The organism is Marichromatium sp. AB32 (assembly GCF_003718675.1).
In the GTDB taxonomy this organism is placed as follows: domain Bacteria; phylum Pseudomonadota; class Gammaproteobacteria; order Chromatiales; family Chromatiaceae; genus Marichromatium; species Marichromatium gracile.
Genome location: NZ_RHFJ01000005.1, coordinates 15,524 through 34,575, shown reverse-complemented (window position 1 = coordinate 34,575; position 19,052 = coordinate 15,524). Strand labels below are relative to the sequence as shown.

The 19,052-nt window shown below is 65.7% G+C and carries 29 protein-coding genes; 21 read left to right on the top strand and 8 right to left on the bottom strand.

What is annotated here, in order from left to right:
• Positions 1-285 precede the first annotated feature (285 nt).
• From EBL85_RS02955 to EBL85_RS02945, 3 genes are all read right to left on the bottom strand, one after another.
• Positions 286-996, bottom strand: coding sequence for a response regulator (locus EBL85_RS02955; RefSeq protein ID WP_123142123.1), 711 nt, complete (start codon positions 994-996; stop codon positions 286-288).
• Positions 993-2,450 carry an ATP-binding protein gene (locus tag EBL85_RS02950; RefSeq protein WP_123140622.1) on the bottom strand — a complete coding sequence of 486 codons (1,458 nt, stop codon included), beginning with the start codon at positions 2,448-2,450 and terminating at the stop codon, positions 993-995. Before EBL85_RS02950 ends, EBL85_RS02955 begins: the two co-directional genes overlap by 4 nt.
• A 241-nt stretch (positions 2,451-2,691) precedes the next feature.
• Positions 2,692-2,898 carry a (2Fe-2S)-binding protein gene (locus EBL85_RS02945; protein WP_123140623.1) on the bottom strand — a complete coding sequence of 69 codons (207 nt, stop codon included), beginning with the start codon at positions 2,896-2,898 and terminating at the stop codon, positions 2,692-2,694.
• Between the two features lie 154 nt (positions 2,899-3,052).
• On the opposite strand from EBL85_RS02945, the gene bfr (EBL85_RS02940) reads away from it, so the two are divergent.
• From bfr (EBL85_RS02940) to EBL85_RS02875, 14 genes are all read left to right on the top strand, one after another.
• A complete protein-coding gene (gene bfr, locus EBL85_RS02940) occupies positions 3,053-3,517 on the top strand; it encodes a bacterioferritin (protein WP_123140624.1) in 465 nt (154 codons plus the stop codon).
• Between the two features lie 27 nt (positions 3,518-3,544).
• Positions 3,545-4,036 (top strand): bacterioferritin, encoded by a 492-nt coding sequence (gene bfr / locus EBL85_RS02935; RefSeq protein ID WP_062277655.1) that lies wholly within the window; start codon positions 3,545-3,547, stop codon positions 4,034-4,036.
• 357 nt (positions 4,037-4,393) lie between these two features.
• Positions 4,394-4,807 (top strand): hypothetical protein, encoded by a 414-nt coding sequence (locus EBL85_RS02930; protein ID WP_123140625.1) that lies wholly within the window; start codon positions 4,394-4,396, stop codon positions 4,805-4,807.
• A 300-nt stretch (positions 4,808-5,107) separates the two neighbouring features.
• Positions 5,108-5,251 (top strand): light-harvesting antenna LH1, beta subunit, encoded by a 144-nt coding sequence (gene pufB, locus EBL85_RS02925; protein ID WP_062277660.1) that lies wholly within the window; start codon positions 5,108-5,110, stop codon positions 5,249-5,251.
• 24 nt (positions 5,252-5,275) lie between these two features.
• Positions 5,276-5,491 carry a light-harvesting antenna LH1, alpha subunit gene (pufA, locus tag EBL85_RS02920; RefSeq protein ID WP_062277663.1) on the top strand — a complete coding sequence of 72 codons (216 nt, stop codon included), beginning with the start codon at positions 5,276-5,278 and terminating at the stop codon, positions 5,489-5,491.
• 103 nt (positions 5,492-5,594) lie between these two features.
• Positions 5,595-5,720: a light-harvesting antenna LH1, beta subunit gene (pufB, locus tag EBL85_RS02915; protein WP_062277666.1), complete on the top strand. Its 126-nt coding sequence runs from the start codon at positions 5,595-5,597 to the stop codon at positions 5,718-5,720.
• A 49-nt stretch (positions 5,721-5,769) separates the two neighbouring features.
• Positions 5,770-5,925, top strand: a complete 156-nt coding sequence (gene pufA, locus EBL85_RS02910) for a light-harvesting antenna LH1, alpha subunit (protein ID WP_082806268.1) — start codon at positions 5,770-5,772, stop codon at positions 5,923-5,925.
• Positions 5,926-6,469: 544 nt separating this feature from the next.
• Complete coding sequence (gene pufB, locus EBL85_RS02905; RefSeq protein ID WP_062277660.1) at positions 6,470-6,613, top strand: light-harvesting antenna LH1, beta subunit; 144 nt, start codon at positions 6,470-6,472, stop codon at positions 6,611-6,613.
• 24 nt (positions 6,614-6,637) lie between these two features.
• Positions 6,638-6,853 (top strand): light-harvesting antenna LH1, alpha subunit, encoded by a 216-nt coding sequence (gene pufA / locus EBL85_RS02900; RefSeq protein WP_062277663.1) that lies wholly within the window; start codon positions 6,638-6,640, stop codon positions 6,851-6,853.
• A 100-nt stretch (positions 6,854-6,953) separates the two neighbouring features.
• The gene (gene pufB / locus EBL85_RS02895) at positions 6,954-7,079 is read left to right on the top strand and encodes a light-harvesting antenna LH1, beta subunit (RefSeq protein WP_062277669.1); all 126 of its coding nucleotides are present in this window, start codon (positions 6,954-6,956) and stop codon (positions 7,077-7,079) included.
• 52 nt (positions 7,080-7,131) lie between these two features.
• Positions 7,132-7,287: a light-harvesting antenna LH1, alpha subunit gene (gene pufA / locus EBL85_RS02890; protein WP_082806268.1), complete on the top strand. Its 156-nt coding sequence runs from the start codon at positions 7,132-7,134 to the stop codon at positions 7,285-7,287.
• 512 nt (positions 7,288-7,799) lie between these two features.
• The gene (locus tag EBL85_RS02885) at positions 7,800-9,230 is read left to right on the top strand and encodes a BCD family MFS transporter (RefSeq protein WP_123142122.1); all 1,431 of its coding nucleotides are present in this window, start codon (positions 7,800-7,802) and stop codon (positions 9,228-9,230) included.
• A 128-nt stretch (positions 9,231-9,358) separates the two neighbouring features.
• Complete coding sequence (locus EBL85_RS02880; RefSeq protein WP_369957844.1) at positions 9,359-10,147, top strand: DUF4198 domain-containing protein; 789 nt, start codon at positions 9,359-9,361, stop codon at positions 10,145-10,147.
• The gene (locus EBL85_RS02875) at positions 10,134-10,676 is read left to right on the top strand and encodes a carboxypeptidase-like regulatory domain-containing protein (RefSeq protein ID WP_123142121.1); all 543 of its coding nucleotides are present in this window, start codon (positions 10,134-10,136) and stop codon (positions 10,674-10,676) included. Before EBL85_RS02880 ends, EBL85_RS02875 begins: the two co-directional genes overlap by 14 nt.
• Before the next feature lie 21 nt (positions 10,677-10,697).
• On the opposite strand, the gene EBL85_RS02870 is transcribed toward EBL85_RS02875, so the two are convergent.
• The 5 genes from EBL85_RS02870 to EBL85_RS02850 form a co-directional block, all read right to left on the bottom strand.
• A complete protein-coding gene (locus EBL85_RS02870) occupies positions 10,698-11,036 on the bottom strand; it encodes a TusE/DsrC/DsvC family sulfur relay protein (RefSeq protein ID WP_005223277.1) in 339 nt (112 codons plus the stop codon).
• Between the two features lie 87 nt (positions 11,037-11,123).
• Positions 11,124-11,807 (bottom strand): type I-MYXAN CRISPR-associated protein Cas6/Cmx6, encoded by a 684-nt coding sequence (gene cas6, locus EBL85_RS02865; protein ID WP_123140630.1) that lies wholly within the window; start codon positions 11,805-11,807, stop codon positions 11,124-11,126.
• A 4-nt stretch (positions 11,808-11,811) separates the two neighbouring features.
• Positions 11,812-12,534 carry a hypothetical protein gene (locus tag EBL85_RS02860; protein ID WP_062277683.1) on the bottom strand — a complete coding sequence of 241 codons (723 nt, stop codon included), beginning with the start codon at positions 12,532-12,534 and terminating at the stop codon, positions 11,812-11,814.
• 15 nt (positions 12,535-12,549) lie between these two features.
• Positions 12,550-12,741, bottom strand: a complete 192-nt coding sequence (locus EBL85_RS02855) for a hypothetical protein (protein ID WP_062277686.1) — start codon at positions 12,739-12,741, stop codon at positions 12,550-12,552.
• A gap of 157 nt (positions 12,742-12,898) precedes the next feature.
• The gene (locus EBL85_RS02850; protein WP_123142120.1) at positions 12,899-13,792 is read right to left on the bottom strand and encodes a TauD/TfdA family dioxygenase; all 894 of its coding nucleotides are present in this window, start codon (positions 13,790-13,792) and stop codon (positions 12,899-12,901) included.
• A 365-nt stretch (positions 13,793-14,157) separates the two neighbouring features.
• Between EBL85_RS02850 and dsrA the strand changes: the two genes are divergently transcribed.
• The 7 genes from dsrA (at position 14,158) to EBL85_RS02815 (ending at position 19,051) form a co-directional block, all read left to right on the top strand.
• Complete coding sequence (dsrA, locus tag EBL85_RS02845; RefSeq protein ID WP_123140632.1) at positions 14,158-15,411, top strand: dissimilatory-type sulfite reductase subunit alpha; 1,254 nt, start codon at positions 14,158-14,160, stop codon at positions 15,409-15,411.
• A gap of 71 nt (positions 15,412-15,482) precedes the next feature.
• Entirely contained in the window at positions 15,483-16,553 is a 1,071-nt protein-coding gene (gene dsrB, locus EBL85_RS02840; RefSeq protein WP_005223288.1) for a dissimilatory-type sulfite reductase subunit beta, read from the top strand.
• Positions 16,554-16,589: 36 nt separating this feature from the next.
• Positions 16,590-16,982, top strand: coding sequence for a sulfurtransferase complex subunit TusD (gene tusD, locus EBL85_RS02835; RefSeq protein WP_062277694.1), 393 nt, complete (start codon positions 16,590-16,592; stop codon positions 16,980-16,982).
• Positions 16,983-16,994: 12 nt separating this feature from the next.
• On the top strand, positions 16,995-17,405 hold the full coding sequence (gene tusC / locus EBL85_RS02830) for a sulfurtransferase complex subunit TusC (protein ID WP_123140633.1): 411 nt from the start codon (positions 16,995-16,997) through the stop codon (positions 17,403-17,405).
• Positions 17,406-17,498: 93 nt separating this feature from the next.
• Complete coding sequence (gene tusB, locus EBL85_RS02825; protein WP_005223294.1) at positions 17,499-17,807, top strand: sulfurtransferase complex subunit TusB; 309 nt, start codon at positions 17,499-17,501, stop codon at positions 17,805-17,807.
• Between the two features lie 33 nt (positions 17,808-17,840).
• Positions 17,841-18,179 carry a TusE/DsrC/DsvC family sulfur relay protein gene (locus EBL85_RS02820; RefSeq protein WP_005223295.1) on the top strand — a complete coding sequence of 113 codons (339 nt, stop codon included), beginning with the start codon at positions 17,841-17,843 and terminating at the stop codon, positions 18,177-18,179.
• 110 nt (positions 18,180-18,289) lie between these two features.
• A complete protein-coding gene (locus tag EBL85_RS02815) occupies positions 18,290-19,051 on the top strand; it encodes a respiratory nitrate reductase subunit gamma (protein WP_123140634.1) in 762 nt (253 codons plus the stop codon).
• The last annotated feature ends 1 nt before the right edge of the window (position 19,052 follow it).

The following is a 19,052-nucleotide window of genomic DNA, read 5'->3' as shown; positions in this document are numbered from 1 at the left end:
CAGGCTGTGCCCAGCCGCCAGCCGCCAGCCGCCAGCCGCCAGCCGCCAGCCGCCAGCCGCCAGCCGCCAGCCGCCAGCCGCCAGCCGCCAGCCGCCAGCCGCCAGCGGGAAAGACTGAACCGCCAAGGCGCGAAGGGCGCGAAGAAAGCGACCAGCCTTCAGCAACCAGCCTCCAGTGTTGGCTTGCACTCAACTGCGGCGAGACCAACCGCGCCTCCCTCACTGGAGGCTGACGGCTGGAGGCTTTTCTTCTCTTGGCGTTTCAATCCCCCCGGCCGCTGCCTGTCAGGCAGGCGTGTCGGGCTGGTCCTCGTAGCGGTAGCCGACGCCGTAGACGGCGTGGATGAGTTCTCGGTCGGGGAGGAGTTCGGCGAGCTTGCGCCGGAGCTTCTTGACATGACTGTCGATGGTGCGGTCGGAGACCACCCGGCGGTCGCGATAGATGCGCTCCATCAGCTGTTCGCGCGAGTAGATCCGTCCTGGCGCGCGGTGCAGGGTCTCGAGCAGCGCGAACTCGACCGCGGTGAGTTCGACGGTGCGCTCGCCGTCGCTGACCCGCAGACGTGCCGAATCGAGGTCGATGGCGCCGGGCAGCGCGCGGACCGGCTCCGCGCTCACCTGCTGGCGCCTGAGCACGGCCTTGACCCGGGCGACCAGCTCGCGCGGGCTGTAGGGCTTGCAGACATAGTCGTCGGCGCCGAGTTCGAGTCCGAGCAGGCGGTCGATCTCCTCGACGCGCGCGGTGGTGATGATGATCGGTATCTGGCTCTCGGCGCGGATCTCGCGGCACAGGGTCAGCCCGTCGCGTCCCGGCAGCATCAGGTCGAGCAGGACCAGTGCGGGCCGGTGGTCACGGATCCATTCGAGCACCTCGGAGCCTTCGGCGAGATGGGCGCTGCGATAGCCGCCGGCGTGCAGGTAGTCCGCGAGCAGTGCGGCGAGACGCTGCTCGTCCTCGACGATCAGGATCAGCGGGGCGTTGGTGTTGTCGGTCATCGGTCGCTGCGTTGTCCGGGGGCGGATGGGAGTTCGAGACGGATCCACAACCCGCCGAGCGGCGAGGGGCGGGCGCTGATGGTGCCGCCGTGCGCGCGCGCCACGTTGTCGGCGATCGCCAATCCCAGCCCGGCGCCGCCGGTGTGGCGGTTGCGCGAGTCCTCGACCCGGTAGAGTCGTTCGAACAGACGTGCGCACTGCGCCTCGGGGACGCCGGGGGCGGTGTCCTGGAGGTCGAGGGTCAGCCCGGCGGCGGTGCGTGCGATCCGGATCTCCAGCCGTCCACCGGGGTCAGTGTACTGCAGGCTGTTGGCGAGCAGGTTGCGAAAGAGCTGAGAGAGACGCTGGGCATCGGCCATCAGGATGGTCTCGCCCGGCGGCGTGGCGACGAGCGCGAGGCTCAGCCCGGCATGTTCGTAGCGCTCGGCGAAGGCCTCGCAGTCGGCGCGCAGCAGCGCAACCGGATCGGTCGGCTCGAAGCGGTAGCCGAGCGCGCCGAGATCGGTGGTGGTGAGTTCGTAGAGATCGTCGACCAATCGGCCGAGTCGCAGCGCGTCGGCGTGGAGTTGATCGACGGTGTCGGCATCGATTGGTCTGACCCCGTCCTGGACCGCCTCGAGCTGGGCGCGCAGCAGCGCGATCGGGGTGCGCAGTTCGTGCGAGATGTCGGCCACCCAGCGCCGACGCGCCTGTTCGTTGCTCTCGAGCGCGGCGGCCAGGGCGTTGACGTCGCGCCCGAGCCGGGCGAGTTCGTCGTCACCTCGGGGCTCGGCGCGTGCGGCGAAATCCCCCGCGGCGAGTCGGCGGGCCGTCTCCTGCAGCTCGCGCACCGGGCGCACCAGACGTCGCGAGAGCGGATAGGCGAGGGCGGCCGAGAGGGCGAGCATCGCCACCGCGATCAGCCACAGCCGATCGCCCTGACGGGCGCGAAAGCGCAGCTCGGCGACCTCGGTCACCGGGCGCCCGGGGAGGATGGCGAGCGTCCCGATGATCTCGCCATCGAGGCGCAGTGGCTGGCGGCGGGCCTCGGCGAGCAGTTCGCTGCGGCCATAGACGATGCTGCCCTCGGCGTCGAGCAGCATCAGGCGCAGCTCCAGTGGGGTCGGGCGGTCGTGATGACGCAGCCGCTCGAGCGCGTGCGGTGGCGGCCAGGCACCGCTGCCGAGGCCGCCGTGCATGGGAGGACGGCGCCCGGCAGGTGCCGTGCCGCGGCCGCTGATGGCGTTGAACCACAGCCAGGGCTCGTCGCGCAGTACCTGCCAGTCGCCGTGCTCACGATAGCTGTCGATCAGACGTTCGCCGACCTGCTCGAGCCGCGCCTGCTCGCGCGCGTCGACCAGCTCGACCAGACCGCGCTCGAGCGACCAGTGCATGAACGCCTGGGTGCCGACCAGTACCAGCACGCAGGCGAGCAGCAGGGTGAGGAAGAGTTTGGCGCGGATCGAGAGCCTCATGCCGTCATGATCGCGCCCCAGGGTGCAAGAAATATGGACGCAGGTTCAGTGTGGCGAGGACTCCGTCGGGGCGACGGGCTGGAGGAGATGGTGCTCTTTGAGGTGGCGTCGCAGCAGCCAGCGGCGTTGTTGCAGGCGGCTGCGGGGACGGGAGCGGACCAGCGCGAGCACCAGGCTCAGTAGCCGGGAGGGGTGAGCGGGGTGAAATCGGCGCTGTTTGGTCATACCTCTCTCCTCAGGCTCATTCGCAGGCACAGGGTGACGCGGCTGCGCCGTCGGGTGCGTCGAGACGCGTGGCGCGCAGCAACTCGTGGGCGCAGCGCGCGCAACGTCCGCACGGGCCCGGGACGGCCAGGGCTCGGCGCAGTTCCGAGAGCGAGGAGATGCCGTTGGTGGCGGCATCGCGGATCTGGCGGTCGGTGACGGCATTGCAGACGCAGACGTACATGGTGGAATCGGACCCGTGATCGAGGAGAATTGTGGTTGAGAAGAAAAATAGGAATTATTCGCGATTCCTGCAACCCCTCTGTTCGTAGGCTCAATTCAGGGCGAGGCGGGTGTCCCGGCACCGCCGTGTCTTAATCCAAGGAGGCTGTCCAGGCATGAAGATCGATCCAGCGATGAACCGTCAGCTCAATGCGGTCATCAAGGAGGCGTTGACCGCGATCAACCAGTCCTTCCTCCACGCCCGCATGCTCGGTCACTGGGGATTCCCCGGGATCGAGAAGCGACTCTATGACTACTCGATCCTGGCGATGCGTCAGGCCGACCGTCTGATCGAACGGGTGCTCTTTCTCGAGGGGCTGCCCAACCTGCAGGATCTCGGCAAGCTGCATGTCGGCGAGGACGTGCCCGAGCAGCTCGCCGCAGAGCTGGAACTCGGCCAGCGCTATCGCACCGCGCTGGGGGAGTGCGCGGCCCGTGCCGAGCAGCTCGGCGACTATGTCAGTCGGGCGCTGTGTGAGTCCCTCAACGGCGAGGTGGAGGAGCAGATCGACTGGCTCGAGACCCAGCACGCCCTGATCGATGAACTCGGACTCGAGCGTTATCTCGAGACCCAGGTCTGAACCACGGATCCAGGCGAGGTATTTCCCATGCAAGGCAATCCCAAGGTGATCGAGCACCTGCAGCGGCTGCTCGCCAACGAGCTGGCGGCGATCGATCAGTACTTCATCCACGGCCACATGTACGAGGACTGGGGGTATGCGCGGCTGCAGGCGCGCATCCTTCACGAGAGCGAGGACGAACGTGGTCACGCGGCGTTGCTGATCCAGCGGATGCTGTTCCTCGATGCCATCCCGGACATGAGTCAGCGTGATGGTCTGCGGGTGGGGCGCGACGTGCCCGAGATGCTCGCCAACGATCTGCAGCTCGAGTACGCGGTGGTCGCCGCGCTCAAGGAGGCCATCGCCTGTTGCGAGCAAGAGCGCGATTACCAGACGCGCCAGGTGCTGCTCTCGATCCTTGCTGATACCGAGGAGGATCACGCCTACTGGCTCGAGCAGCAGCTCGGGCTGATCGATACCCTGGGTCTGGAGAACTATCTCCAGACCCAGGTCCACGCCGACTCGGCTCCGGGCGCCTGAGTCCTTCTCCCGCTCCCGCGCGGGAGCGGGTGTGCCGGTCTTGCTTCAGGAGTGCGCCTCAGGGCGCACCCGATCCTTTCTGCTCTGCTCTCGACTTCTCGCGCTCCCGGGTCGGCCAGGGGCGTGCCGCGTCAATGACAAGCGCGGGTCGCGTCAATACAATCCCTCGAATCTTGTGGGCAATTGGTCGGTCCGGATCGACGCCGGCCGCCGTCAGGCGGTCTTGCCCTGCGATGCGTGTCCGCTCGTGCCGGTCGGTGCAGTGGATGCGCCCGGCCCCGCGCCACAGTGGACGGATCCAGAACACCAGGGTGCGGGGGCGTCGTTGTCAATCCATCTTGTCGAGAGGAAACGCGCGTGAAGTATGCGGCAAAGAGAACCTGGCCCCTGCGCTCCCCGTCCTGGGAGCACGAGGGTGAGGCGGAGAGTTTCAAGGCGTTCGCGACCGAGTTTGCGGCCGTCGAGCGGCTGGGTGCGGACGGAGAGTTCGTCGTCATCGATAAGTCGAGCGATGAGGCCGAGTCGCGCTTCTTCCGCGTCGTCACCATCGCCCCCTATCAGGTCGAGGAGACCGAGCCGCGCAGCAGCGCCCCGGCGCCGGAGGCTGGTCAGAGCGAGGGCGCGCAGCCGGCCGCGGAGCAGGATTACAGCTCCGCGCTGCGTCCGGCCATCTCGATGCTCGTCTACATGGGCAAGGTTGCGGTGATCGCCGTTGCGGTGATCACCATCGCGGCCTTCGGAATCGGCTACATCAAGGATTTACTTGCATAAAGTCGTGTTTCGGTCCTCGACGATGCCCTTTTGCGATCGCAGTGGTTTTTTGTCAGAAGTCTGTTTTTATTGGTTTTTTTGGGGCAGCAAAAAGTCTGTTCTCGTCATGTAAAACCTTCTTGACATCCGGTCATGTCAAGCTAAGATGACACACGGGATCCACGCAGGGTCCTAGAGTCCAGGACGAGGACATGACCGGCCCCGCATCGCTCGCGATGCATCGTCGAGGTCGATCTCGTCCGATCCCTAAGGTTGCGAGTGCCGCATACGGTATTCGTTGATTTCTACAGGAGGCTAATAATGGCTGATCAGAAGAGTCTGTCGGGTCTGACCGAGCAGCAGGCGAAGGAATTCCACGAGCAGTTCAAGGTGACCTACACCGCATTCGTCGGTCTGGCTGCGCTGGCGCACCTGTTCGTCATCGCTGCCAACCCCTGGTGGTAATCGGTCGTCGTCGAGGATAAGAACATGCAGATCATGGGCTACAAGCCGCTGGAGCAGGACTACCGCTTTTGGCTGGTGGTGAATCCGGCTACCTGGCTGATCCCGACGCTGGTTGCCGTCCTGGTGGTGGCACTGGCTGTTCACGTCTACGCCTTCTCGCTCCCCGATCAGGGCTGGTCCGCTCCGGCTCCTGAGGCCGTCGAGGCGGTCGCAGCTGAAGAGGCTGCTCCGGCTGAGTGATTGATGGCGTCGCGATCATGTCGATCGCGTCCGTCTGGTTTGCCGCGCGCATCTCATGAGTTGAGTGCGGTAATGTTTTAAACCCCATAGAGAGGGTAGTTCCATGACTGGACTGACTGAACAGCAGGCAAAAGAATTCCACGAGCAGTTCAAGGTGACCTACACCGCTTTCGTCGGCCTGGCGGCGGTCGTTCACCTGTTCATCATCGCTGCGAACCCCTGGTTCTAATCGAACCTCGGTTCAACGCACCCTAACCTAATTCAACGAGGTCAAAACAATGAGCGACATCGCAAAGCCGAAGAACCCGGAAGACGATTGGAAGATCTGGATGGTTGTCAATCCTGCCACCTGGCTGATGCCCATCCTGTTCTCCGTGCTGGTCGTCGCACTGGCCGTGCACGCGGTCGTGTTCTCGATCGGTCTGGGCTGGTAACAGCCTGACGGCGGTTGCGCCCGGCGCAACCGACTGTCTCACCGGCTGTCTCGTACAGCACGGTACACGGCAGACGAGGTTGTCCTCGTCTGCCGTCGCCCAGTGGTGCAACGCCACTGTAGAGCACTGAGTCCGAGCCACGCGGAGTCCTGGCTCGGACGAAGAGACGTCTCTCGACACCTTGCCCTCCCAACCTTTCCTCCATCGCTGACCGGTCGCTCTTCAGCCGATCGCCGCTGCGCGCGCGTTCTGGCCGCGGCCTTCTGCGATCCGGCATTTTCTCCTTTCGCTGCAATTTGCCGTTTTTTATCGGCTTTTCGCCTCAGAAGCGGCCTGTTCGGAAAGGCTGTCAGGAACCTGCGGCGATCTGTTGTCTATTAGTCTTGACATTCACCTATGTAAAGCTAAGATGACACCCAAGATCTGCGCTGACCCCTGGATCCACCGGAGTCCCGCGCAGCGCATGAACCACTGGTTTCGCGGCCAGAGGGTCGCGAAAAGATTCAAGTCGTTTGTAACGGCGCGATTTCATTAGGAGGCCAACATGGCTGATCAGAAAAGTCTGTCGGGTCTGACCGAGCAGCAGGCGAAGGAATTCCACGAGCAGTTCAAGGTGACCTACACCGCATTCGTCGGTCTGGCGGCACTTGCGCACCTGTTCGTCATCGCTGCCAACCCCTGGTGGTAATCGGTCGTCGTCGAGGATAAGAATATGCAGATCATGGGCTACAAACCGCTGGAGCAGGACTACCGCTTTTGGCTGGTGGTGAATCCGGCTACCTGGCTGATCCCGACGCTGGTTGCCGTCCTGGTGGTGGCACTGGCTGTTCACGTCTACGCCTTCTCGCTCCCCGATCAGGGCTGGTCCGCTCCGGCTCCTGAGGCCGTCGAGGCGGTCGCGGCCGAAGAGGCTGCTCCGGCAGAGTGATTTATGGCGTCGCGACCGATCCGGTCGCGTCCGTCTGGTTTGTCGCGCACATCGATGAGTGCGGCAATGTTTATAACCCCTTAAGCTAGAGGGTATTCCAATGTCTGGATTGACTGAGCAGCAGGCAAAAGAGTTTCACGAGCAGTTCAAGGTGACCTACACCGCATTCGTCGGTCTGGCGGCACTTGCGCACCTGTTCGTCATCGCCGCGAACCCCTGGTGGTAATCGAACCGCCCCGGTTCAACGCACTTTAACCTAGTCCAACGAGGTCAAAACAATGAGCGACATCGCAAAGCCGAAGAACCCGGAAGACGATTGGAAGATCTGGATGGTCGTCAATCCTGCCACTTGGCTGATGCCGATCCTGTTCTCCGTGCTGGTCGTCGCACTGGCCGTGCACGCGGTCGTGTTCTCGATCGGCCTGGGCTGGTAAGCACCAGTTCCTGATGGCGACCGCCCACGGTGGTTGCCATGACGCCCGGATGTGCTCCGCATGTCCGGGCGTTTGCGCAGGTGGTCCCATACCTGTCGCAGCGATAACCGATGTCCATCCCGGTGCGCACTGAGCCACGCCACATCGGTGTTCCTTCCCGTCCGTTTCCTTGACCGCCGCTATGTTGTCGTCGCCACCGCGTCCCGGTCGCACGCAGGCATGGCTTCCTCGCGCGTCGAATTTGCCCCTGCCTCTTGGTTCGATCGTATGCCTGGCAAGCGTTCATGGCCGGTCGGAAGAGGCATCGGTGCATGCTGGCCGACGCAATCGTCGGCTTCCTTCGTGCTTGCCAGGAGCGTACCATCGCCTCCACCGTGTCGACCCCAGCGGCGCGATGCCACGTCTCGCGCACGGGTCGCATCTTCGCGTGGTGAGCGGGGGAGAGGCGATGACGCTTCTGCGCCGAGCCGCGCGTTTCTCTGTATCAACCCCTGTTTGGAGCTGATTCTGGCATGAGTCGCCCTGATGATCCTTTGGCAGCCGCGTTCCGCGAGTTGCTGCCCAAGATCCTGCCCTTCGCCGATGTGGCGACGGCGGATCTTCCGCTGCGCCGCCTGCTGCGCCTGTCGTTGTTCCAGGTGTCCGTGGGCATGGCGATGGTCCTGCTCACCGGTACCCTCAACCGGGTGATGGTCGTCGAACTCGGCGTCTCGACCTGGCTGGTGGCGACCATGGTGGCCCTCCCGCTGGTGTTCGCACCGCTGCGCGCGCTGATCGGATACCGCTCGGACTATCATCACTCCGCCTTCGGGCTACGCCGTATCCCCTATATGTGGATGGGGACCATGCTGCAGTTCGGTGGTTTCGCGATCATGCCGTTCGCACTGCTGCTACTCGCCGACGCCGAGAACAGTCTCAATGTCATGGGTCAGATCGGCGGTGCCCTGGCCTTCCTGTTGGTGGGTGCGGGCCTGCACACGGTGCAGACCGCCGGGCTCGCGCTGGCCACCGACCTCGCGCCCGAGGACAAGCGCCCGCGCGTGGTGGCGCTGCTTTATGTGACCCTGCTGCTGGGGATGGGCGGTAGCGCGCTGCTGTTCGGTCAGTTGCTGACCAACTTCTCGCAGCAGTTGCTGATCCAGTTGATCCAGGGGGCGGCGGTTGCGACCCTGGTGCTCAACGTGATCGCACTGTGGAAGCAGGAGGCGGTTGATCCGGAGCGCGCCGCGGCGAAGATCGAACGCCCGCCCTTTGCCGACTCGTGGAAGCAATTCGTCTCCGGCGGTCGGGCCAGTCGCCTGCTGGTGGCCGTCGGTCTCGGCACCGCCGCCTTCACCATGCAGGACATCCTCCTCGAGCCCTATGGCGGCAAGGTGCTGGGGCTGAGCGTATCGCAGACCACCATGCTGACCGCGATCCTCTCCGCCGGCACCCTGCTGGCCTTTGGTCTCGCGGCGCGGCTGCTCGGGCGTGGTACCGTGCCCTATCGGATCGCGACCATCGGCGCGTTGTTCGGGGTGTTTGCCTTCGCCGCGGTGATCACCTCCTCGGCGCTCGACCTGCCCTGGCTCTATCGGACCGGCGCCGGGATGATCGGTTTCGGCTCGGGGCTGTTCCTGATCGGGACCCTGGTGGCCGCGATGGCGATGTCCGAAGGCGGACACAGTGGTCTGGCGCTGGGCGCCTGGGGCGCGGTGCAGGCCACGGCCACCGGTATCGCCGTCGCGCTCGGCGGCAGCCTGCAGGACATCTTCGCCGCGATGGCCGCACACGGTGTCTTCGGGGCCGAGTTGATGGGGCCGGCGGTCGGCTATGACATGGTCTATGCGCTGGAGATCGTCCTCCTGGTGGTGACCCTGGTCGTACTGGTGCCGCTGCTGCTCAAGCCCACCGACGCCAAGCGCGCCGCCGATGGCAAGATCGGTTTCGAGCACATGCCCTGACCGGGTGCGGGGTGGACGGTCGCTGCCCCGGCGCGGTCGTCCACCTCGACGCTCCGCGTCGCGTTTTCTGAAAGGGGGTGACGCTGTACGGTTGCGCCCCTTCCTTGTCCGAGAACCGGAGATCGCACATGAATGGATGCATGCTCAAGACCCAGACGCGTCTGCTCGGCGCCTCGCTGTTGCTCTGTCCCTGGCTGGTGGCACAGGCCCATTTCCAGACCCTGATCCCCTCGCACGAGATCCTCGATGCCGCGACCGGCCCCGAACTCTCGCTCGAACTCGAGTTCACCCACCCGATGGCCGGCGGGCCGCGGATGGACATGGCGCCACCGGTGCGTTTCGAGGTGCTCGGTCCGCAGGGGCGCGAGGATCTCGGCGATCGGCTCGAGGTGGTCGAGCACCCCGATGGGGTGCGTGGCTATCGCGCCGACTATCGGGTGAAGGGGCCGGGCGATCATCTCTTCATGGTCGAGCCCGCCCCTTATTGGGAACCGGCCGAGGGGGTGATGATCGTCCACTACACCAAGGTGGTGGTCGATGCCTTCGACGCCCAGGACGGCTGGGAGCGGCTGCTCGGTTTGCCGGTCGAGATCGAGCCCTTGACCCGTCCCTACGGGCTCTGGACCGGTAACCTGTTCCAGGGCGTGGTGCGCCGCGCCGGCGAGCCGGTGCCCTTCGCCGAGGTCGAGGTGGAGTGGCGCAACGACGGCAGCATCGAGGCCCCGGCGCCGGCCTTCCTCACCCAGGTGGTGCGGGCCGACGGCGACGGGGTGTTCAGCTATGTCATGCCCTTCCCGGGGTGGTGGGGCTTCGCCGCGCTGCTCCCCGGCGAGCAGCCGATGACCAACCCCGAGGGCGAGGCGGTGCCGGTCGAGCTCGGTGCCCTGATCTGGGTGCGGGCGCGTGCGCCCGAGTGAGCCGCGGGTGCTGCTGCTGGCACTGCTGATGCTGTGCTGGCAGCCGGCCTGGGCGCATCGGCTCAATCTGTTCGCAGGCGTCGAGGGGATGCGGATCAGTGGCTCGGTCTACTTCTCCGGCGGGGCTCCCGCCGTCGGCGTGCCGATCGAGCTGTCGGGGGGAGAGGTGTCGCTGGCGTTGGTGAGTGATGCCGAAGGGCGCTTTGCGCAGACGGTGGCGCGAGCGGCCGATTATCGGCTGGTGGCCCGGACCGCCGACGGTCATCGCGCCGAGTGGCGGATCGATGCTGCCGAGTTCGTGCCCGCTCAGCCCCTTCAAGCCGCGATCCAGACGGTCGCGCCGACGCCGGTGGCCGACCCGGTGTTGCTCGCCGCGATCGAGCAGGCGGTGGCGCGTCAGCTGCGTCCGCTGCGCGAGGAGCTGGCCGCCGAGCAGGCGCGCGTCCGGCTGCGCGATCTGCTCGGCGGGCTCGGTTACATCCTCGGGCTCACCGGGTTGGCGTTGTGGTGGCGCGCGCGGCGCGGCTGACGTCGGCCTGTCGCTGCGGGTTCAATAACCCCCCTTGCGCCTGACCTCGGGGAGCCCGGCGATGCGGGTGCCCTGCTTGGTCGGGGCGAGCGGGAAGAGCTGATAGAGGTCCTTGCTCGTCGGCTTGCTGCCCCAGCGTTGTGCCATCGCCTTGAGCACCGCGCGCTCCATCGGCTGGTTCTGGCCGTTGTCGAAGTATTCCTCGCGCAGGTAGCGGATCACGTCCCAGTGGCGTTCGCTCAGCTCGACCGACTCCTCGGCGGCGAGCGCCTCGGCGACGGCCTCGCTCCAGTCGGCCGCGTTCTCCAGATAGCCATTGGCGGTGGTGGCGATGGTCTTGCCGTTGACCTCGATGGCCATTGCATACTCCTCCCTACTGCTGGCTCGATGATCACCGGCGCCGGGTGCGCCGGTTCGGATATCTGGTGTTTCTGCGCGGTCGAGTGTTCAGCCCGGACGGACCGGGTCGATGCCCTTGTGTGCGATGAACAGCCCGCAACCGAGATGGCGGTGCGATCCGAGCCCGTGCTGCTGGAGCCGGATCGACTCGTCGGCCGGCAGATTTGCCAGCAGCAGGCTGCGGGTGTGAAGGGGGCCGTCGGCGGTGGCGAGCGTGAGGGCGCGACCGCACAGCGCCTTGCGCATCCCGACCTCGATCCGGGCGAGCGTCTCGGCGGCGCGTTCGAGGAAGGCGTTCTCGTCCTCCTCGGCGCTGCAGACGACATGGCGGGCGAGCTGCGTGGGGTTGGGGTCGAGCGATCGGATGCGTCCCTGCCCGATGGTGAGCGGATGACCGGCGACCTCGATGCGGCTGCCCGGCAGTGTCGCCAGCAGCGAGTCGGACAGGTGTTGCGGGACGCGCAGCCGCAGCTTGGTGCGGCGCGAGAGCTGCAGGCAGGTGTCGGTGCCGTGCGGCGGGCGCTCCCAGCCGTTCTGCGAGCCGGCGCCGTGGATGCTGTGGATGCCGAGTCCGGCGGTCTCCGCCAGCCAGGGCTGGGCGACGATCAGTGCGCGATGCAGGGCATCGGCATGATCGACCGGGAGCGCCCGGCAGTCGATCGCGAAGACCAGTTCGACAACGTCTGCCGGGACCCTGAAGTCGTCTTCCTGCTCGGGTTCTTGCCAGTACATGGTGTCAGCGTCCGAAGGGTAGGCGGTCCTGCAGCGCCTGGCGGTCGAACCACCAGTCGTCCTGGACCAGCACGTCGACGACGTTGCGCAGTCGCACCAGGAACTTCTCCGGTTCCTTGAGTTCCAGCCGCTCCATCCACTGATCGAGCTGCTCCGGGCTGTCGACGCCGCTGTGGCGTCGGGCCACGGTGCCGAGCATCTGGGTGGCGAAGAACATCAGGTCCTCGCGCTGGTGTCCGGCGGCGCGTACGTCGGCGAGGAACAGCGCGGTGGTTGCGGCGACCGCGGCGCCATCGGCGTCATCCGGGGTCTCCTCGATGACATGGGTGAGCAGTTCGGTGGTGAGTTCGGGGTCGATCGGGCAGGTGACCGCCAGCCAGATGCCCTGGCCGAGGGCGGTGAGTGATTCGGGACGGTTGCACTGGAAGAGGATGTCGCAGGCATCGGCGGCGAGTTCGAACTGGTCGTGCTCGATGAAGGTGTCGAAGACTGTGCGGGCGAGCGACCAGGCCTCGTCGCTGCGACCCAGACCGACCAGGGCGCGGGCCATCTGGAGTTGCGCGTCGGCCAGCACGTCGCATGGCGCGTTGCTCTGTTCGAGCTCGGCAAGCCGTTCGGTGAGCGCCTGCAGATGCGCCTGCAACGCCGTTTGTTCGGCGCCATGACCGATCACTGAGTCGGCGGCGGTGTCGATCAGGTGCTCGGCGAATAGATCGAGATGCTTCATGGGGCTGGCCTGCGGCTAACGGATGAGGCCGTTGAAGGCGGCTTCGAGGCGGTCTTCCCAATCATCCGGGGTGTCGGGGTAGGGGGGGCGGACGTCCATGCGGAAGAAGCGTTCTCCGGTGCGTGCGACGGTCTGGACCAGGGGCAGGAGTTCGTCGAACGATTCTAGGTCCTGGTTGGCGATGAGGATGTCACTGAGCTTGAGCATGGGTTGACGCAACCGTTCCTTCTAATCGTGGTGTGGGGCGTCTGCTGGAGACTGTGCCTGGCGTACCGGTCGTTGCGGGGGCGGCGGACCCCGCTTGCGGGATCGACCGGGGCGTGACCGTGTCTCGTACCCGCGACGACAGGCGAGGGCGATACGATTATACCGTCCACAAATCGGGGTTGACCCGGTCGGTGTAACGGATCCGCAACAATTCACGTGCCCGCCCTTCTTGAGCGGCGGGTGCGAAGGCCATTCTGTTGTGCAGCACATTGTTGCTGATCAGTCCCTCGCCAGCGGCCAGTCTGTGGGTGAATGTGAAGACAGTCTCGCGCGAAAACAACTCGTCGAGCGCGGCGCGGGCGGCGGCGGTCTCCGGGGTGTCGCGCCAGCACACGTTGCGGCGACGTGCCGAGTAACGCATGTGCAGCCGACCTTGCTGGATCGAGAACACCGGTCCCCGGCTCTCGGCGCGCTGTACCCGCCCGTCGATCACGTGGGCGGGGATGGCGAGCGCCTCGGGGTGCATCAGCGCGGCGATATGGTCTGGCGAGGCGTCGCGCAGCCGGATATAGGCGATCTCGGGATCGAGCAGCTGGTTCTCGCCACCCTCCCGTGCGGGGTGGAGGCAGAACAGCATCCAGGCCCGTACCTGCTGCCCGGGCGGGTTGTAATAACCGTCGGTGTGCCAGTTCAGTGCCCGCTCGGTATAAGGAATGTAGTCGCCGCGTCCATCCCCCGGGCCGTCGGTCGGGGTGATCCGGCTCACCGCCCTGGCGTCGGCGAAGTGGTTGGCCTCGGTGCGGCGCAGCCCGAGCGCGCGCCCGAGCGCCAGCAGCGATTCGGCCCCGAGCTGCTCGGGTGCGCAGCTGACCAGCGCCATGCCGTCGCTGGCGATCCGTGCGCCGATGGCCGCGAGTTCGGCGCGGCTGGGCGCCGCCGGCTGCTGTACCCGTACCCGCAGGCGTGCCGCGCTCGGCGCCGGGCGCGCGAGCCTCACCGCGCGCCAGCGCTGGTAGGTCGACTCATCCGTCAGCGAGAAGGGATTGGACATGAGGGTTTTTTATCAGTAAGTTCTTATATTATTCAATCTTTATCCGAGCCTAACAGCTGTGGGGATTGCATGCAGCCGTCGTGTCGAGTGCGTTGGGACGAACGGTGGGGACCTATCCCGAAAGGGATAGACGGAGGCCCCGCATCCACCCCGATCGTGGAGTGTGCGGCCACGCGAGCGCCCGGTACAGTGATGCTCAGACGATGGAGTTCCCGAGATCGACAGGGTCTCGGTTCCGAGGGCCCATCCTCGCCACAGACGCGACGCGATGCATCGAGCCGCCGCTCGCAGCGGCCTTGAGGGGGACCGGTTCGATCTCGCACGCACGCCACTTTCCTGGTTCACAGCGTAGGAGAGACAGCGCAATGTCCATCGATAAGCACTCCACCCCGATGCTCGATCAGCTCGAGAGCGGGCCCTGGCCGAGCTTCATCTCCGGGATCAAGCGGTTGCGCGATCAGCACCCGGAAAACCGCATCAACGCCATGGCCAATGACCTGCTCGGTCAGCTCGAGCACTCCTACGAGACCCGCAAGGGGTACTGGAAGGGCGGCACCGTCTCGGTCTACGGCTATGGCGGCGGCATCATTCCGCGCTTCTCCGAGGTCGGCAAGGCGTTCCCCAGCTCCAAGGAATTCCATACCCTGCGGGTACAGCCGCCGGCGGGCAACCATTACTCCACCGCGATGCTGCGCCAGCTCGCCGACAGCTGGGAGAAGTGGGGCTCGGGGCTGGTCACCTTCCACGGTCAGACCGGCAACATCATGTTCATCGGCTCGAGCACCGAGAACACCCAGCACTTCTTCGACGAGATCAACGACTACGGCTGGGACCTCGGCGGCGCCGGTCCCTGCGTGCGCACCGCGATGTCCTGCATCGGCGCGGCGCGCTGCGAGATGTCCTGCACCAACGAGCTCAAGGCGCACCGGCTGCTGGTCAACAACTTCACCGACGACGTGCATCGTCCGGCCTTGCCCTACAAGTTCAAGTTCAAGATCTCGGGCTGCGCCAACGACTGTCAGAACGCCATCGAGCGCTCCGACTTCGCGGTGATCGGTACCTGGCGCGACGACATGAAGGTCGACCAGGACGAGGTCCGCCGTTATGTCGCAGAGAAGGGCCGGCAGTACTACATCGACAACGTCATCACCCGCTGTCCGACCCAGGCGCTCTCGCTCAACGACGACGATACCCTCGCCGTCGACAACCGCGACTGCGTGCGCTGCATGCACTGTCTCAACGTCATGCCCAAGGCGCTGCACCCCGGCGACGATCGCGGCGTGACCATCCTCGTCGGCGGCAAGCGTACCCTCAAGATCGGTGACCTGATGGGCACCGTGATCGTGCCCTTCAAGAAGCTCGACACCGAGGAGGACTACGCGTCGCTGGTCGAGCTGGCCGAGACCATCATCGACTTCTGGGCCGAGAACGGGCTCGAGCACGAGCGCTGCGGCGAGATGATCGAGCGCATCGGTCTGGCCAACTTCCTCGAGGGCATCGGTATCGAGCCCGATCCCAACATGCTCAACCATCCGCGTCAGAGCTCCTATGTGCGCATGGACGGCTGGGATCAGGCCGCCGAGGCCTGGTTCGAGCGTCAGGCCGAGGCGGCGGGCTGAGCGGCGAGGTCGCGGCCCGTGCCGGGTCGCGCACGAGCGATGGCTGACTGAGACAACTGGAGGACAAGGCAATGGCCGACATGCGCGAGCCGATCGAATCCGGATGCCCGGATCCCTGGCAGTACATGCATCCGGTGATGCGCAAGAACTTCGGGCAGTGGAAGTACCACGAGCACCCGCGTCCCGGCGTGCTGCTGCACGTGGCCTACAACGGTGATCGGGTGTGGACGGTCAAGGCCGGCACCCAGCGCATCCTCGACGTCTTCACCCTGCGCAAGCTGTGCGACATCGGCGACACCTTCGCCGAGGGGCACGTGCACTTCACCCTGCGCTCGAACATCGAGTACCTGGTCACCGACGAGTCCAAGGTCACGCCGCTGATCGAGGCCCTGGAGGACGCCGGCTTCATCGTCGGCGGCACCCAGAACTCGGTGACCATGATCTCCCACACCCAGGGCTGGCTGCACTGCGACATCCCCGGCACCGACGCCTCGGGCGTGGTCAAGGCGATGATGGACGAGCTGGTCGAGGAGTTCCGCAACACCAACATGCCCAACCGGGTGCACATCACCACCTCCTGCTGCCAGATCAACTGCGGCGGTCAGGGCGATATCGCGATCAACGTCCAGCACACCAAGCCGCCGAAGATCAATCACGACCTGGTGGCCAACGTCTGCGAGCGCCCCTCGGTGGTGGCCCGCTGTCCGGTGGCGGCGATCCGCCCGGCGATGGTCAACGGCAAGCCCTCGCTGGAGGTCGACGAGCGCAAGTGCATCTGCTGCGGCGCCTGCTATCCGCCCTGTCCGCCGATGCAGATCAACGACGCCGAGCACACCAAGCTCGCCATCTGGGTCGGCGGCAGCCACTCCAACGCGCGCAGCAAGCCGAGCTTCCAGAAACTGGTCGCCGCCGGCATCCCCAACAACCCGCCGCGCTGGCCCGAGGCCACGGCCATCGTCAAGCGTATCCTCAAGGCCTACAAGGAGGGCGCGCGCGACTGGGAGCGGATCAACGAGTGGATCGAGCGCATCGGCTGGCCGCGCTTCTTCGAGGAGGTCGAGCTACCCTTCACCAAGTATCACATCGATACCTGGCGCGGCTCGCGGGCGAGCTTCAACAGCTCCTCCTACATCCGTTTCTGAGGCCGTGCGGCCCCATCCACTCCGAGCGAGGACGTCATGAAGTTCGCTCTACAGATCAACGAAGGACCCTATCAGCACCAGGCCGCCGACTCGGCCTATCACTTCGCCCGGGCGGCATTGGAGAAGGGGCACGAGATCTTCCGCGTGTTCTTCTATCACGACGGTGTCAACAACGCGACGCGCTTGACCACCCCGCCGCAGGACGACCGCCATATCGTCAACCGCTGGGCCGAGCTCGCCGAGCAGCACGACCTCGATCTGGTGGTGTGCGTGGCCGCGGCGCAGCGTCGCGGCATCGTCGACGAGGGCGAGGCCAAGCGCAACGGCAAGGATGCCACCAACATCCACCCCAGGTTCCGCATCTCGGGTCTCGGGCAGCTGGTCGAGGCGGCGATCGCCGCCGACCGGCTGGTGGTCTTCGGCGACTAGGGGGAGGAGACGATGTCTGAAACCGTGAAACAATTCCTCTATCTCAACCGCAAGGCCCCCTACGGCACCATCTACGCCTGGGAGGCGCTCGAGGTGGTGCTGATCGGCGCCGCCTTCGATCAGGACGTCGGGGTGATGTTCCTCGACGACGGGGTCTATCAACTGGTCAAGGGCCAGGATCCCCGCGAGATCGGCATGAAGAACTTCTCGCCCACCTTCCGCACCCTCGGCGACTACGAGGTCGGGCGGATCTATGTCGACGGTGAGTCGCTCGCCGCGCGCGGTCTCACCCGCGAGGATCTGGTCGAGATCGCCTGGGAGGATCCGGAGACCGAGGAGGAGGTCGACAACATCGTCGAGGTGGTCGACCGCACCCGGGCGCGGGCGCTGATGGACGAGGCCGATGTGGTCTTCAGCTTCTGAGTCGGCACCGGTCGCCGGGGGGAGACCGGCCCCGTCGTCGTATCCATGTATCGCGGGGGCGGCCGTTGCGGGCGTCTCCGGCAAGGGGGACGCATGAGCATCCTGCATACCGTCAACAAGTCACCGTTCGAGCGCAATTCGCTAGAATCCTGTGTGCAATTCGCCAGCGATGGCGCGGCCGTCCTGCTGTTCGAGGACGGCGTCTACGCGGCCCTCGCCGGGACCGGCGCGGAGTCACGGGTTCGCGAGGCACTCGGCAGACTCAGGCTCTACGTGCTCGGGCCCGACCTCAAGGCGCGCGGATTGTCCGAGGATCGCATCATCGAGGGAATCGGCGTCGTGGACTACGCCGGCTTCGTGGATCTCGCCGCGGAGCACGACAAGGTCCAGGCCTGGTTGTAACTCAATTCACGCACCGAAGAAGGAGACATCACCATGTCCGACACCATCGAAGTTGACGGCAAACAACTGGCCGTGGACGAGGAGGGCTACCTGGCCGACCTCAACGACTGGGTGCCCGCGGTGGCCGACGTGATGGCCAAGCAGGACAACCTGGAGTTGAGCGAGGAACACTGGGACATCATCAACTTCCTGCGCGAGTACTACGAGGAGTACCAGATCGCTCCCGCGGTGCGCGTGCTGACCAAGGCCGTGGGTAAGAAGCTCGGCAAGGAGAAGGGCAACAGCAAGTATCTCTACAGCCTCTTCCCCTACGGGCCGGCCAAGCAGGCCTGCCGCTTCGCCGGGCTGCCCAAGCCGACCGGCTGCGTCTGAGTCCGATGTCCGGGGCGGGTGCGCCCGCCCCGGCGTCGACGGACGGCGTCGGGCGACCGGCGACGTCTCTCCGGCAACCGCAGAGAGATCACCCTAAAGGGAGCGGAAGTATGGCGTTCCTGACCCATTTCTACGCCGTCCTGTTCTATGTCGCCGCCTTCGTGCTGGTCTCCGGCCTGGTCGTCAAGGTGGTGCGCTATGCCCGCACCCCGGCCCCGCTGAAGATCCCCACCACCCCGGCGCCGACCAGCCGCAGCGGCGTGGCGCTACGCATGACCCGCGAGGTGGTGCTGTTCGAGAGCCTGTTTCGCGGCAACAAATGGACCTGGATCTTCGGCTGGATCTTCCACTTCGGACTGTTCCTGGTCACCCTGCGTCACCTGCGTTATTTCATCGAGCCGGTGTGGGCGCCGATCGCCCTGGTCCAGCCCTTCGGCATCTATGGCGGGATCGCCATGGTCATCGGGCTGATCGGGTTGTGGGCGCGTCGCTTCCTGGTCGATCGGGTGCGCTATATCTCCTCGACCTCCGATCATCTGATGCTCGCCCTGCTGGTGCTGATCGGCGCGAGCGGGCTGCTGATGAAGTTCGTCTTCCACACCGACGTGGTGGCCATCAAGAGCTTCTTCCTCGGTCTCTACGCCCTCGATCCCCAGCCGCTGCCGGCCGATCCGCTGCTGCTGCTGCATCTGCTGCTGGTGGCGCTGCTGATGATCGTCTTCCCCTACAGCAAGCTGCTCCATGCCCCGGGTCTGTTCTTCAGCCCGACGCGCAACCAGGTCGACGATCCGCGCGAGCGTCGCCACCTCGCGCCCTGGGCGCGAGAACTCGAGCAGCAGGCGCCCGCCGCGTCGTCCGATCCGCGAGGTTGAG

Coding starts and splice junctions, on each gene's coding strand:
- pufA (WP_062277663.1), top strand. CDS start 5,276: ATGCAGATCATGGGCTACAAGCCGCTGGAGCAGGACTACCGCTTTTGG.
- cas6 (WP_123140630.1), bottom strand. CDS start 11,807: ATGTACTGGCAAGAACCCGAGCAGGAAGACGACTTCAGGGTCCCGGCA.
- EBL85_RS02855 (WP_062277686.1), bottom strand. CDS start 12,741: ATGCTCAAGCTCAGTGACATCCTCATCGCCAACCAGGACCTAGAATCG.
- EBL85_RS02955 (WP_123142123.1), bottom strand. CDS start 996: ATGACCGACAACACCAACGCCCCGCTGATCCTGATCGTCGAGGACGAG.
- EBL85_RS02815 (WP_123140634.1), top strand. CDS start 18,290: ATGGCGTTCCTGACCCATTTCTACGCCGTCCTGTTCTATGTCGCCGCC.
- dsrB (WP_005223288.1), top strand. CDS start 15,483: ATGGCCGACATGCGCGAGCCGATCGAATCCGGATGCCCGGATCCCTGG.
- tusD (WP_062277694.1), top strand. CDS start 16,590: ATGAAGTTCGCTCTACAGATCAACGAAGGACCCTATCAGCACCAGGCC.
- EBL85_RS02880 (WP_369957844.1), top strand. CDS start 9,359: ATGAATGGATGCATGCTCAAGACCCAGACGCGTCTGCTCGGCGCCTCG.
- pufB (WP_062277666.1), top strand. CDS start 5,595: ATGACTGGACTGACTGAACAGCAGGCAAAAGAATTCCACGAGCAGTTC.
- pufA (WP_082806268.1), top strand. CDS start 5,770: ATGAGCGACATCGCAAAGCCGAAGAACCCGGAAGACGATTGGAAGATC.
- EBL85_RS02950 (WP_123140622.1), bottom strand. CDS start 2,450: ATGAGGCTCTCGATCCGCGCCAAACTCTTCCTCACCCTGCTGCTCGCC.
- EBL85_RS02885 (WP_123142122.1), top strand. CDS start 7,800: ATGAGTCGCCCTGATGATCCTTTGGCAGCCGCGTTCCGCGAGTTGCTG.
- pufA (WP_082806268.1), top strand. CDS start 7,132: ATGAGCGACATCGCAAAGCCGAAGAACCCGGAAGACGATTGGAAGATC.
- EBL85_RS02860 (WP_062277683.1), bottom strand. CDS start 12,534: ATGAAGCATCTCGATCTATTCGCCGAGCACCTGATCGACACCGCCGCC.
- EBL85_RS02820 (WP_005223295.1), top strand. CDS start 17,841: ATGTCCGACACCATCGAAGTTGACGGCAAACAACTGGCCGTGGACGAG.
- pufA (WP_062277663.1), top strand. CDS start 6,638: ATGCAGATCATGGGCTACAAACCGCTGGAGCAGGACTACCGCTTTTGG.
- EBL85_RS02870 (WP_005223277.1), bottom strand. CDS start 11,036: ATGGCCATCGAGGTCAACGGCAAGACCATCGCCACCACCGCCAATGGC.
- dsrA (WP_123140632.1), top strand. CDS start 14,158: ATGTCCATCGATAAGCACTCCACCCCGATGCTCGATCAGCTCGAGAGC.
- pufB (WP_062277669.1), top strand. CDS start 6,954: ATGTCTGGATTGACTGAGCAGCAGGCAAAAGAGTTTCACGAGCAGTTC.
- bfr (WP_062277655.1), top strand. CDS start 3,545: ATGCAAGGCAATCCCAAGGTGATCGAGCACCTGCAGCGGCTGCTCGCC.
- bfr (WP_123140624.1), top strand. CDS start 3,053: ATGAAGATCGATCCAGCGATGAACCGTCAGCTCAATGCGGTCATCAAG.
- EBL85_RS02945 (WP_123140623.1), bottom strand. CDS start 2,898: ATGTACGTCTGCGTCTGCAATGCCGTCACCGACCGCCAGATCCGCGAT.
- pufB (WP_062277660.1), top strand. CDS start 6,470: ATGGCTGATCAGAAAAGTCTGTCGGGTCTGACCGAGCAGCAGGCGAAG.
- tusB (WP_005223294.1), top strand. CDS start 17,499: ATGAGCATCCTGCATACCGTCAACAAGTCACCGTTCGAGCGCAATTCG.
- tusC (WP_123140633.1), top strand. CDS start 16,995: ATGTCTGAAACCGTGAAACAATTCCTCTATCTCAACCGCAAGGCCCCC.
- EBL85_RS02850 (WP_123142120.1), bottom strand. CDS start 13,792: ATGTCCAATCCCTTCTCGCTGACGGATGAGTCGACCTACCAGCGCTGG.
- pufB (WP_062277660.1), top strand. CDS start 5,108: ATGGCTGATCAGAAGAGTCTGTCGGGTCTGACCGAGCAGCAGGCGAAG.